This is a genomic window from Neobacillus mesonae, from assembly GCF_001636315.1.
In the GTDB taxonomy this organism is placed as follows: Bacteria; Bacillota; Bacilli; order Bacillales; family Cytobacillaceae; genus Neobacillus; species Neobacillus mesonae.
Map to the genome: position 1 here is coordinate 3581723 of NZ_KV440949.1, position 13311 is coordinate 3595033.

A 13311-nucleotide genomic window follows, 5' to 3' on the forward strand; every position below is an offset into this window, starting at 1 on the left:
TCCCTATTATAGTTCTACCAATCTTCTTTTTGCAGGTGCTTTTAATTCTTGTGTTATCCGCGGTGAATTAATTATAGATTATACGTGCCTTTCACCGCCCTAATTATGCGAAACTTTGACATTATTAGGGAAATGACAATTTTTTTTTAATATCTATATTTTGCATGGTCAATGCTCCTATGGTCAGCATTTCTTTCTCCGATTAATATCATTAATCCGTGCCTTTTTCACCCCCCAACCGTATATAAGCTGATATGATACTGTATAGTTGTTATTTCTCATATTACATAATTTTGTTGGGATAATATTCAACTTTTTTTACTGATTTTTAGTGTCATTATTAGAATGTATGTTCCTATTATGGTATAATTTCAATAGATTAATGTTCGGTGGAAAGTATTCAAAAGGATTATTATATAATAACCATAACATGTAATTTAACATGGTCTGAGGGATGTATAAAAATAACCTTATTACATTTGGAAAGTAATAAATAACAAGATGATAATTTAGTTTTTCACCGCAATTACCAATGACATATGAATCTAATTATGATAACATGTAAATTTCGATAATTATTTTGCTTAAATATTGTGATCTGTGGCTTAATGTAATATGCTGCATATATAAGGTATCAATTAGGAGCGGGAGTAAATGAAAGGGAAAGAGGAAAAGTATAATTTAATAGATTTATTTGCAGGTGCAGGTGGTTTAAGCAACGGATTTAAGCAAACAGGGAAATTTGAAATAGTTGGTGCTGTCGAAATTAATAAAGCAGCTGTTGAGACATATATATATAATCATCAAAGTGATGAATCAATAATAATTAAACCTTCTAATAGCGAAGTAAGTAATATTAGTAATATTGATTTTAAGGGTTTTATGGACAAGAAAGGATTAAAACCTTTAAAAACAGTTGTAATTGGCGGGCCGCCGTGCCAAGGTTTTTCAAATGCCAATAGACAAAAAAATTATTTAATATCAGGAAATAATCAACTCGTAAAAGAGTATGCGCGGGCAATAGACGAAGTACGACCTGTAGCTTTTCTTATGGAAAATGTTAAAACAATGAATTCAACCACCCACAAGTTTTTTGTAACAGAGCACAAGAATCATTCTATTTATGCTTATAGCTCTGAGCAACATTTACAGGAAATAAATAATTCTGAGGAGCCGTTTTGGAAACCAGATGAATTAACTTTACTTGAAACAGATAACGTGGAATATAAAGATTTAATCAATCAAATTGTAAGGATGGAAGAAGTTAAACCGTTGATCACAAGTGAAAATGAACTTTCGAGAATAAGAAGTGTAGTCCGTAAGTTGAAGAAAAAAAATCTGTATAATCCAACCACAGTAAAAGAAAAAAAAGAACTATTAGAGATTAAACACGTAATTAATTCATTAAAAATATATGATTATGGCCAATTAAATACTGTGGAAACAATGAAAGATATAGTGAATACAGCTATTCTAACATTAGAAAAGATAGCGAACGGAGAGAATACTGACAACAAAAAAATGTTAAATAATCTCCAAGGGTTTATCGAAATTAATCAATTGTTAAGATTCTTAAAAGAAATTGAAGATGAGAAGATATTAAAAATAGCTGGCCCGGAAGTTCTTGTGGATACAAGGTTAAAAGTGAAAGTTGCGGTTAAATCTTATAATATTGTTGTTTATTTAGAAAAGTTTTTTAAGTCTTTAGGTTACAAAATAACATCAGGAACAGTCTATTCTAACCATTACTATGTTCCCCAGAAACGGCAAAGATTTATGATTATGGGCGTGAAATCTAGCTCAACAGAACACAAAGAAATTAAGTTTCCAAATAAATATACTGAAAAAGACCTTACTGTTAGAGCGGCCATAAGTGATCTTGAAAATATTAGTCCAACCAAAAGTGTTGAAGACAATGAGTTATTGTATAATGTTAAAAATAAAACAATAATGCAAAATTATTATCGCTCAGATATGAAAGGGAATTTAATTTTTAACCATATTAATACAGATAGCGAACCGCTTAGTAGACAAAGATTTGAAGAAATTAAACAAATTGGAGGGAAAAATTTCCATAGCCTGTCCGCTGAGTTGCAAGAAGTTTCTTACACTGACGCTTCTAGAACTCAAAATACTATATATCTGAGGTTAGACTATGATGCCCCTTCACCAACAGTTATTAATGTACGAAAGTCAATGTGGCAGCATCCGACAAAAGCAGTTGCCTTAAGTATACGAGAAGCAGCTAGATTGCAATCCTTTAAAGATAATTATATTTTTAGAGGTTCTAAAGACAAGCAATATCAACAAATTGGTAATGCGGTACCGCCGCTAATGGCTAGAGCAATGGCTGAGCAGATTTTGTATTATTTGGGGGAAAAACCTAATAAATTTTTAAAAGATGAATTTAAAGACCACTAGTAACAGCGATCCATTTGAAATGGTTTGCTGTTTTTTCTTTTTCAATTTGTTAGAATAATATAAAGTAGAAAAAGTAAAAATTTAGGTGGGAAAATGAATACAATAAACACACAACCCTCTGCAGCTCCTGTGATTCAAGCTCTTAGGAGTATTGGTTATAATTCACAAACGGCAATCGCAGATATTGTTGATAATAGTATTGATGCAAAAACAAGCTATGTCCATATACAATTTGAATATGATATGGGAAATGGTTTTATAAGAATAGAAGATAACGGAATAGGAATGACTGAAACAGAGTTACAAAAAGCAATGACAATTGGCTCGAAGGACCCTAGAGATCAAAGAGATAAGGAAGAACTAGGACGATTTGGAATGGGGTTAAAAACTGCGTCATTTTCTATGGGAAAACGATTATGTGTTATTACAAAAAAGGATGGAAAACTTTCTGAACGATGCTGGGATTTAGATTATGTTAGTGGTAAAAATGAATGGCTCTTGTATAAATCAATTCCTATTGAAATAAGAGATAAAATCGGACAACCAGAGGGAAAGAGTGGAACAATTGTTTTAATAGATAAACTGGACCGATTTTGTGGTTTTGGTACTCATAAAGTTTTGAAGCAAGAAAGTTATTATTCCAAAGTAAGGCGTATACAAAGATATTTAGAGATGGTCTTTCATGTGAAACTTGAGAACGGTTTGATAATTACAATTAACGGCAACACTTTATATCCTTGGAATCCATTTTTAGAAGGAAATCCAAGACGTATTGAAGGAGAAGAGCAACTAATAAAAGTAAACAAAAAGCTAGTTAGAATTACCCCATACGTATTACCACACCCATCTACTTTTAATCAAGTGGATTATAAATACGCAGGTGGGGTAAAAGGATGGAATGATCAACAAGGCTTTTATATTTATAGGGCAAATCGCATGGTAAGTTTTGGCGATTGGTTTGGTATGTTTCCTAAGGATGCAGCGTCGCAGCTCGTTAGAATTAAAATTGAATTTACAAACGATGCAGATGATGACTGGAAAATTGATGTCAAGAAATCTACAATTACCATTCCAGAAGATGCAAAGCAAGATTTATATGGAGTGGCAAAATATTACAGGAAAGTATCACAGGAAATAATGTTATATCGAACAAAAGCAACCCGAACTGGTGGGAGAATAAAAGGTTCATTAAATACCTGGGAGCTTGCGACCGATGATGTAAATAGTTCTTACGTTTTAAACAGGACACATCCCATATTAAATGAAATTCTTAAAGATGTTGATACAGATATACGAAGAAAAATTAACTTATACCTTAAATTAGTTGAGTTAGGTTCACCAAATAACCTTTTAAAAACTTCCAATATGGCCAAAAAAGCCGAGCAGCAAATAGATGAAAAATCTAAGAAATTGGTAATCGATTATGCGGAAATTTTATTTAGTACCGGGTTTGAATTGGATATTGAAAAAGTTGCCGAAACAATCTCTATAATGGCCGGATTTGAAGGCATAGAGATTTCTACAATTAAAACTATCCTTGAGAAAGAAGTGAATTTTAATGTATCAAGTAATACGTGAGGAATATCTAGGTACAGTAGATAATTTATATACAGCCTTTAAGAATTCTGGTTTTGATAATCCGTTAGATGCAGCAATGGAAAAAGCTCAGGAAAAGATAATTAAAGATTATGGTGATATTGATTCAAAAGTATGGGAAAGCCTATCTTTAGAGGCTTTTTCAAAATATGGTTCGATAAATGTGCGAAAAGCTGGTTCAATTAGAAGTCATGATAATATACCCTGGTTTGACGATAGGCATCCGACTTACTCATATTTCTGGCCCAGATATGAAAAGTATCTAATAGAGATAAAGAAATGGTCACGTAATACAGTAGGGACTATTGATGAAACTACAAATGAAATTTTAAAAAGTATCGGAAATCCTAAAAGTGGTCAAGAATTTGATAAAAGAGGTTTAGTTTTAGGGCATGTACAATCGGGTAAGACAGCAAATTTTACAGGGTTAATCAACAAGGCCTTTGATGTCGGCTACAAATTAATAATTGTTTTAGCTGGTATGCATAATGATTTACGTTCTCAAACGCAATTACGTTTGGAAAGAGAAGTTATTGGTACTGTTGACAACATAACTGGCGAAAAACAGGGTGTTGCGCTCGTTAAAACAGGCGGCACTCAAATTGAGACATGGACAACGGTACAGGATGACATTTCTACTAGTAATGCTATCGGGATAAAAAATTTAGATAAGCCAATTTTGCTAGTTGTAAAAAAGCAAAAAGATGTACTTCCTGCATTAATTGATCTATTGAGAAACAGTATTAAGCATTCAGAGATAAGTCCGCCGGTTTTAATCGTAGATGATGAGGCAGACCAAGCTAGTGTTGACGCTTCAGGGAAAAATACTGATAATCCTACTACAATTAATAAGTTTATTAGAGATCTGTTGAGTCTTTTTAATAAAAAATCATATGTTGGGTATACAGCTACACCGTTTGCCAATTTACTAATTAAAGCTGATGCAAATCATGAAGAGGTAGGAAAGGATTTATATCCAAAAGATTTTGTTATTGCATTACCTAAACCAGACGGTTATTGTGGGCCTGATGAATATTTTAATACTACGGGTTATACAGATGACAATAAACCGATGTTCATTAGGTACTTAAGTTTAGATGATATTACTATACTAGATAAATTGAGAACCAAAGATGATGCTGGCCTATTTACAGAAGTTCCCGAGTCCATGCAGGAAGCCATACTTGCATTTTTACTTTCGGTTGCAATTAGGAATTTAAGAGGTCAGATTGGTGAACATAATTCAATGTTGATCCATACATCAAGGCTTACAGATGTTCAGGACTCCATGTGTATTGTAATAAAAGAGTTCTATAAGAAATTATCAAACGATTTACTGTACAATTCAAAAAGTGAATATATACCCCAACTTAAAAGTCTATATGAAGAAGATTTTATTGAAGTACAAAAAAGCTTCGAACCTTCAAAACAATTAGGTGAATTTGCATGGGAAGAAGTCTATAAACAAATTAAATTAATAGTAGGTAAGATTGAAGTAATGGAGATAAACGGGGAGAGTGAAGATGCCCTTGAGTATGATAAATTCAAAGAAAGCGGATTAAATGTTATTGCAATTGGAGGGAATAAATTATCGCGTGGGTTAACTTTAGAGGGTTTAACGATTTCATATTATTATCGTGGTAGTTCAATGTATGACACACTAATGCAAATGGGACGTTGGTTCGGTTTCAGAAACGGGTATATGGATCTATGTCGAATATATACAAGTGAAGATATTGCTGAAAACTTCGAATATCTTGCTGTTGTCATGAGTGAATTAAGAATGGAGTTTGAAAAAATTGCAAAAGAGGGTTTAACACCAGAAGAATACGCAGTTAAAATGAAAACACATAACACTATGACAGTTACAAGTCCAGCAAAAATGGGTAATGCGGAGTCGCCTATTTCTTATACAGGCACAATGCAGCAAACACGTAGCTTTGAAAAAAATAAGGAATTCTTTATAAATAATATGGAGGCTACGATTCAATTTATTAATAGTATTGAACAACAATTTAAAACAAGTTTAATTGGTACGAAATACCATATTGCCAAAAATATCCCTAGTCAGATTATTATTGGTTTTTTAAAAAAGTATAGAACTATTTCTTCAGCACGAATTGTTAATAGCAAAAAAATTGCAGATTATATTTTTAATATGAATAAAAAAAACTTGTTAGAAAAATTTAATGTTGCTGTTGTAGATGTGACTAAAAGTACACTAAAAAGCCAGAAGGCAATTGATAATGGGATTACTCAATGGAAAGTAAATTTTGGTAAGATACAGATTGAAAGCGCGGTAATTCGTAGTATTGATCAGGATAAAAGTAAAGGAATTGGTGTTGTAGACATAGGTGCTATAGTAGCAGCAAATCAAGAATTTATTGATATAGAAAATCGAACGGCCGATAAAAAAGCAAATATAGAGCTGAGAGCGAACGATAACCCGCTGCTATTGGTTTATCCATTACATCCGCAAGTCAAATCTTTTAAGAAGTTAAATATAGATTTTAATGAGGATCTTGTTCCGGTTGGTTTAGCATTCTCATTTCCAGATATTGTAGAAGTGCCAGTTATTGATTCTAAGGGGAGAGTAAAGAAAGAAGAAGGTTATATATATAACAATACGGTTGGAAAGGGTGGCTCTAATGATTAATATCACAGAAAGATTTAGGTTACTGATTGAACAATCAAAAAATGAAGAATCAGAAGATATTTACCGCTTAGAGCCTATCTACTTTCAAGAGCCATTTTTATTAATTGGTATTGATTTAATCAATTTACAGCGGCGAATTTATATAGATATTACAAGCGAAAATTGGGAGGAAGAACAATTAAAGTCTTTCCCAAAATGGCGGGGAATTGACATTGGCCAAGAATATTTTTCACAAATAGGTCCTTTAAAAGAAAAAAATTTCTTAGTAATCTCTCAAATAGTAGAGGATAGCGAAGAGATTTTTGAAAGAGTACTGCAAAATTTAGTAGATCATATTTTAATGAAAGAAGAGTTGTCACTATATACAGTAGTATATAAAGTTTTAGACCGATGGCATAACTTTTTCAAGAAAAAATGGGATACTAAATTAACAATTGAAGAGGAAATGGGATTATTTGGTGAACTTTATTATATTAATAAATGGCTTGAATTTTTTCCGCAAGAGCCACCATTGATTGTTAAGGATTGGAAAGGTCCATTAAAAAACCGGATTGATTTTGTATCTAAAAAAGGTGGAGTAGAAATTAAGACTGTAACGCCAAAAATAAGAGATGAAATAAAAATTTCAAATGAAAAACAGCTAGAAATTAATCCAGTTATAGATACATTGTTTTTATACGTATTAAAGGTTGAGGTAAATGATTCCACGGGTAACTCTCTTCAAAATATGATAGAAACAATAGAAGAACAGCTCGTTAATAGGGCACCGTCTCTGGCAGTGAAATTTAAGGATTTGCTATTGGAGGCTGGTGTAATAAGTGATGATTATGATAAAAACTATTTCTTTGTACATGAGGAATTAGGTTATATTGCTACTGAGGAATTTCCTAAACTAACTTCGAAAAACTTGCCAACTGGTATTAACAATGTTTCATACTCTATTGATTTATCACATTGTAAAAGTTTTAAAGTTCCAATAGATGATGTATTTAATTTGAATAAACAAGGATGATTCTTAATGAATGAAACCAAAAGAAAGCTGGATTTTTTTTATGAATTTATTGATAGTGTTGAACAAAAGGGGCGATTATCGGGTAGTCGGCAAACGCCTTTTATGCAAGAAGTTTTACCTTATATAAACGCTGAAGATGAGCCAGCTATAATTTATTTCAGCAAGAAAGATTTGAAGATCCAACTTAATGGGTATCTATATCAAGATGATATTAATACTTTAAACTTGTACGTAGTAGAATATGAGCCGTTTTTAGTAGAAGATGAATTGCCGGTTGCTAATATGACATCATTAAAGGAGTTTGCGAATAAAGCGAAACGTTTCTTTACGAATGCTGATACAATTCTGCAATTAGCGAATCGTTCAATGGAATATTTTGATTTAGCTAAAATGATCGTAGAAAAAAAAGATGAAATAGAAGAAGTAAATATTTATGTTATTACAAGTAAGTTCTATCTATCAAATAAGCCCATTGATTTAAATATACCTGGTGTAGAAACAGTAAATGTACATGTTTGGGATATGGACCGTATTTTTAAACTATCAGAAGCTGAGCAGGGGATTCGAGAATTTGATATTAATTTTGAATCGGTTTATGGTGAGGCTTTGCAAATGATGCATGTCCCTAATAATAGTGAAAAAGGATTAATTGATTGCTATATCGGTGTAATACCAGCTAAACTTTTAGCAAAACTATATGATGATTGGGGACCAAAATTAGTTGAACGGAATGTACGTTCTTTTTTACAAGCTCGTGGAGGAACTAATAAAGGGATTCGAGATACACTAAAAGATGAAAGACAACGAGAATTATTTGTTGCATATAATAATGGCATTTCAAGTGTTGCCAAAGCTGGTGATATTAAACAGATTGGAGAATCTAGTCTTTATACTATAAATACTTTAACAAGTTGGCAAATTGTTAATGGTGGTCAAACAACGGCCTCCATACATCAAGCTTATAAGAAAAAAGTTGATCTAGATGGAGTTTATGTACAAGCAAAATTGACTATTTTAAATATTCAAGAAGAATTAGAGATTGACCATGTTCAGAAGGATCGTCATGTTCTTGAAGATGAAATGATAGCAAAAATATCTGAGTATGCTAATACCCAAAATAAAATCAATAAATCAGATTTGCTTGCAAATACACGTTTTATGTCCAACATAGAGAATTTTTCTCGTAATGTCTGGATTCCAACACAAGATAATCGTAAAGAAGAGTCAAAGTGGTATTTTGAACGTGCGCGTGGACAATATATGGTTGATATTAGTAGACGATCAAAAGGGAAAGAACAAAATGCTTTTAAAAAAATGTATCCAAAAGAAAATGTCATAACAAAAGTAGAGATGGCTAAATATTTTATGTCATGGGAAGGCTATCCTCATGTATCTAGTAAAGGCGGAGAAGAAGCATTCAAACGTTTTATGGATTTGAATAGCGAATATTGGAAACAAAGTACTGTTAAAAATGATGAAGGTGAAGTAACAAAAAGTATCCTTGATATTGATAGCGACTATTATAAGGGACTTATTGCAAGAAGAATCATTAATGCATATGTAACTAATATAGTTGAAAGTATGAATTTAAAAGGTTATAAAGCAAATGTTATTTATTATACTGTATCTATGCTAAATCATTTATATGGAAAAGAAATAAATTTGATGGAAGTATGGCAGCAACAAGCACTTTCTGATAATTGGGAAGATGTTATAAAAGTTATCGCTGTAAATGCTTTAAATTATTTAAGAGAATCCGCTGGTGATCAAAACGTTACACAATGGGCAAAAAAAGAAGACTGTTGGAAAGGTTTTATTAAAGAATCAGCAGTTGTACTAAGCGGGATGATTTAGGTCATACCAAAGAGAATTGTATCTCAAATTTTTAGATTTAATTGTCTTTTAATAGTACGAAGTATATTTGTGAAAGAACATTTTGGGGAACTGTAAGGAAGCCTTGCAAGTTCCTTCTTTTTATAATACAATCTAAAATCAATCGCTTTTGAAAATGCTTTATAGTTAAATTAGGAATTTTTTAACTTACTAATAGTAATAAAATTTGCAATTTGTTTTGTTGCCTCATCAAAATTTTCTTTGAATTCATGTTCCCATACCCTTAAAATATTCCATCCCATATCACGATAATATTTGGTCACCTCAATATCCCTTTTTTTGTTCCTCTCAAGTTTCTTTTCCCAGTATTCTCTATTGGATTTTGGCATATTACCATGAAGAGGGCAGTTATGCCAAAAGCAAGAGTCAATAAAAATAACAATTTTGTCCTTCTTTATAGCAATATCAGGCTTCCCGATTAATCGGGCATTTTTACGAAAGCGGAACCCCATTTTCCAGAGTGCTTTTGTAACTCTATTTTCTAAAGCAGATTGTGATTTTATTGCTTTCATATTTTTAGTTCTTTGTTCTTTTGTTAAGTTATCAGCCATTTTTATATGCCGCCCAGAAAAGTATTTAACATAATTATATTTACCCAAAAGTGGAAAATATAAAACAGAGTAAAGGAAAATAATTACACTCGGCTGTTTGTGTTTCTCGGTACAGCTCATTACCTTAGGCGTTCAGGCAGCAAACAAAAAATTATTGTTTGTTTAAAGCATCTTACTAATAATCTCTAAAATAATTAGTTCATAAACTATTAATTAAAAAAGGCGGTACATCTCTTCCTTAAGGCCTATCAACCTACATAGTCAGCGCAAAATGATATGAAAAATGAATGAAATTGCAAAAAACGGCTTCAAAATACCATTTTGAAGCGAAAAAAATGCATTTTCATATCAAAATTGGCTCCAAAATAGATTTTTCGTCATTCGCTTACTAACTCTAAACCCGCTATCTTAGAGGTGCAGGAAATGGACTTTGCAATAGTCAGAATTGGTCTCCTGCTTCCTAAAAAACGAGATTGGAAACACGTTACTGTGTTTCGAAAGGGTGGCTCATAATGAAGAATTTGAAATCAGGCTCTATTGAACAATTTGAGAAGTTTTCACAGTTTGAAAGTCTAAAAGAATTCAATCATCATGTCGAACAATGGATGTTAGAGTATAAAGCTGAATTTTCAAAAGGAGAATTAATGGGATTAAAGCGCCTAGTCCGCTTTGCGGTTAAAATCCCTGGAATTTGTAATGCTAAAATTGGAACCGTTCTAGCAGCGGTTCACAAAGAATATAATAACAACGGAATATCCCGATCTACTTTCAAGCGGATGATCATTAAAGCGAAAAATTTAGGCATTTTCACAGTCTATGAAACGGAAAGAAAAAATGGCTCACAATCCAGCAATTTATACATATTTAATCGTTTTCCTTCATATGAACCACCTAAGCAGGAAATAATGGACCAGCCAAAAGAAACTAATAATCTTTTAAAAACTGAAAAAGAACAAAAGAATAATAAACGTAAAGAACAACCGTCAGCATCCGAAATCAAAATAGATCACAATTTTGTTAGCAGCCGTGTTCCAAAACCTTTTGTAGACCTGGTAAAGTACTTTTTTACTGATGCAAAGACAATAGAAGAGTATTGGCACATGACTAAGATTGCTGCATACGGTTTCGATTTAGCACATGCAACAGAATTAATGCTGGATGTGGCAATCGATTCTTTTAGGCAGCTAATTCGAAAGCTCAAGTTAACTGGGACCGTTAATAATCCAATTGCTTACTACTATGGTATTTTGAAAAATAAGTTCTTCCAGCATTACGAACAGGCGATCCAAGTTGAAACCGATGTGGATGAGGAAGAAAACGACTATACAAGTCTGCTTTATTCAGCAATAAGTCGTGTTTTATAAGACGGTACATTTATTTGAATCCTATCACTTGATTGCGGTTCTAAATCAGCTTTTATTTTTTATATTAATGAATAGGACCGATGACGGATTTCAAAATGATACCAAATTGATTTCCAATTCTTTTTGTTAGATTGGGTGCATATTTACTTATTTCATATGAAAGAGCAATGTTCTTAATTGCGAAAAATAAAATCTGTAATTACGAAAAACAAATATACAAATACTGTAAAAAATGGTACGATTGTGTATGGGCAGGTATTTTAAAAATGGGGGAGATCAGGGTTGAAAAAGAAATGGCTTTACGCAGGAATGGCGGCTGCTTTATTAATGACTGGATTTCAGTCATCCACATTTGCGGCAAATCCAACTTTGGATGTTCAAAAGACCGTCAAGGAAATCAGTAAGATTAATAGTTTAGAAGAAAAAGATTCTAAGTTTGATCACATTAATGTTGGTAAAATTTTTAATCCAAACTCTAAAAACAAACAGGGATACGGCAAACTTTCTACAGAAAGTGACTTTATTCAAGAAAATGAACCTAATGATTTTTTCGATTGGGCAGACGAAGTAACAATGGGTAAAGGTATTATCGGTGATTTTAGCTATAATAGGTTTAGAGAAGGGGACTTTGATACCTTCAAACTTGATATCACGGAATCAGGATATTTATTCTTGGCTGGTGTTCTAAATCGAGTAGATTATTATACTGATTTAGGATTTGCATTATTTGATGAAAATGAAAAAGTTGTTTATCCCGAAGATAGTGGCTATGAAGATGGGATTGACTATATGATTATTCCAGTTACTCCTGGAACTTATTATATCGCTGCGGCCAATCTAAACGATCTAGCATCCTATGATCAATATATGCTTTATGCAAATATGCTGGATATCACTGCTCCGGCTGCACCAAAGGTGAACCCTGTTGATGATAATGATAAGGTTATTTCTGGAAAAGCAGAAGCCAATTCAACCGTTACCATTAAAAATAGTTCGACTTTATTTAAAAAAGCGACCGTTGATAGTAAAGGAAACTTTAGAGTTAGTCTCGCGAAACCATTTAAAGCAGGAACCAAATTAAATTTTACAGCTGAAGATGCTTCCGGCAATGTAAGCGATGTTACTTCTATAACGGTATTGGATAAGACTCCTCCTGCAGCACCAAAAGTGAATCAAATTGGCGATAATCATAAATCCATTTCTGGTAAAGCAGAAGCCTATTCTAAGATTACGATCAAAAATGGAAGCAAATCATTTGCGACAGCAAATGCAGATAAAAACGGCAACTTTAAATTAGCTATTAAACCGTTAAAAGCTGGAACAAAGTTGTATTTTACAGCAGCTGATAAAAGCAAGAATATGAGTAAAACAACAACGGTTACTGTTGTAGATAAAACCCCGCCTGCTTTAAAAGTTAATAATGTTTATAAAACAAGTAAATATGTTAGCGGAAAAACGGAAGCTAATGTTGAGATAACAGTCAAGGTTGTAAGCAAAATTTTGGCAAAAGGAAAAGCTAATTCTAAAGGTAATTTCAAACTTAAAATTAAATCTCAAAAGAAGAATACAACCTTAACTGTTACAGCTAAGGATCGTGCTGGTAATACCAAGCAAGTTAAAGTAAAAGTGAAATAAGTGTAAAAGAAAGAAGACTCTGTTTTAATGAATAATGTTAATAAGTAAGAAAAACTAATCGGAAATTTTCCGATTAGTTTTTTTGCATTAAAAGAGCAATGACAAGCTAGAAGAGGAATCGAAAAGAAGTTCAAGAGCAAGATAATTGACAATGATTAATAAAAAGCTTAAATTTATACTGAA

Annotated in this window: 8 protein-coding genes; 7 read left to right on the plus strand and 1 reads right to left on the minus strand. The window is 32.4% G+C overall.

The features are described from left to right. The first annotated feature begins 654 nt into the window (after positions 1-654). The 5 genes from A6749_RS16660 (at position 655) to A6749_RS16680 (ending at position 9539) form a co-directional block, all read left to right on the plus strand. Entirely contained in the window at positions 655-2421 is a 1767-nt protein-coding gene (locus A6749_RS16660) for a DNA cytosine methyltransferase (protein WP_066392246.1), read from the plus strand. A 93-nt stretch (positions 2422-2514) separates the two neighbouring features. Further along, a complete protein-coding gene (locus A6749_RS16665) occupies positions 2515-3999 on the plus strand; it encodes an ATP-binding protein (RefSeq protein ID WP_066392249.1) in 1485 nt (494 codons plus the stop codon). After that, positions 3980-6673 (plus strand): Z1 domain-containing protein, encoded by a 2694-nt coding sequence (locus A6749_RS16670; protein WP_066392253.1) that lies wholly within the window; start codon positions 3980-3982, stop codon positions 6671-6673. The genes A6749_RS16665 and A6749_RS16670 overlap by 20 nt, the downstream gene beginning before the upstream one ends. Continuing rightward, positions 6666-7685, plus strand: a complete 1020-nt coding sequence (locus A6749_RS16675) for a PD-(D/E)XK motif protein (protein WP_066392256.1) — start codon at positions 6666-6668, stop codon at positions 7683-7685. Before A6749_RS16670 ends, A6749_RS16675 begins: the two co-directional genes overlap by 8 nt. A 6-nt stretch (positions 7686-7691) precedes the next feature. Then, positions 7692-9539 carry an AIPR family protein gene (locus A6749_RS16680; RefSeq protein WP_066392258.1) on the plus strand — a complete coding sequence of 616 codons (1848 nt, stop codon included), beginning with the start codon at positions 7692-7694 and terminating at the stop codon, positions 9537-9539. Positions 9540-9709: 170 nt separating this feature from the next. Here the strand turns inward: A6749_RS16680 and A6749_RS16685 are convergent, their stop codons facing one another. Next, on the minus strand, positions 9710-10129 hold the full coding sequence (locus tag A6749_RS16685; protein ID WP_066392260.1) for a very short patch repair endonuclease: 420 nt from the start codon (positions 10127-10129) through the stop codon (positions 9710-9712). A 512-nt stretch (positions 10130-10641) separates the two neighbouring features. On the opposite strand from A6749_RS16685, the gene A6749_RS16690 reads away from it, so the two are divergent. Both A6749_RS16690 and A6749_RS16695 read left to right on the plus strand, forming a co-directional pair. Then, on the plus strand, positions 10642-11493 hold the full coding sequence (locus tag A6749_RS16690) for a hypothetical protein (RefSeq protein ID WP_066392267.1): 852 nt from the start codon (positions 10642-10644) through the stop codon (positions 11491-11493). 282 nt (positions 11494-11775) lie between these two features. Next, entirely contained in the window at positions 11776-13128 is a 1353-nt protein-coding gene (locus A6749_RS16695) for an Ig-like domain-containing protein (protein ID WP_066392277.1), read from the plus strand. Positions 13129-13311: the final 183 nt, after the last annotated feature.

Coding starts and splice junctions, on each gene's coding strand:
- A6749_RS16660 (WP_066392246.1), top strand. CDS start 655: ATGAAAGGGAAAGAGGAAAAGTATAATTTAATAGATTTATTTGCAGGT.
- A6749_RS16665 (WP_066392249.1), top strand. CDS start 2,515: ATGAATACAATAAACACACAACCCTCTGCAGCTCCTGTGATTCAAGCT.
- A6749_RS16670 (WP_066392253.1), top strand. CDS start 3,980: ATGTATCAAGTAATACGTGAGGAATATCTAGGTACAGTAGATAATTTA.
- A6749_RS16675 (WP_066392256.1), top strand. CDS start 6,666: ATGATTAATATCACAGAAAGATTTAGGTTACTGATTGAACAATCAAAA.
- A6749_RS16680 (WP_066392258.1), top strand. CDS start 7,692: ATGAATGAAACCAAAAGAAAGCTGGATTTTTTTTATGAATTTATTGAT.
- A6749_RS16685 (WP_066392260.1), bottom strand. CDS start 10,129: ATGGCTGATAACTTAACAAAAGAACAAAGAACTAAAAATATGAAAGCA.
- A6749_RS16690 (WP_066392267.1), top strand. CDS start 10,642: ATGAAGAATTTGAAATCAGGCTCTATTGAACAATTTGAGAAGTTTTCA.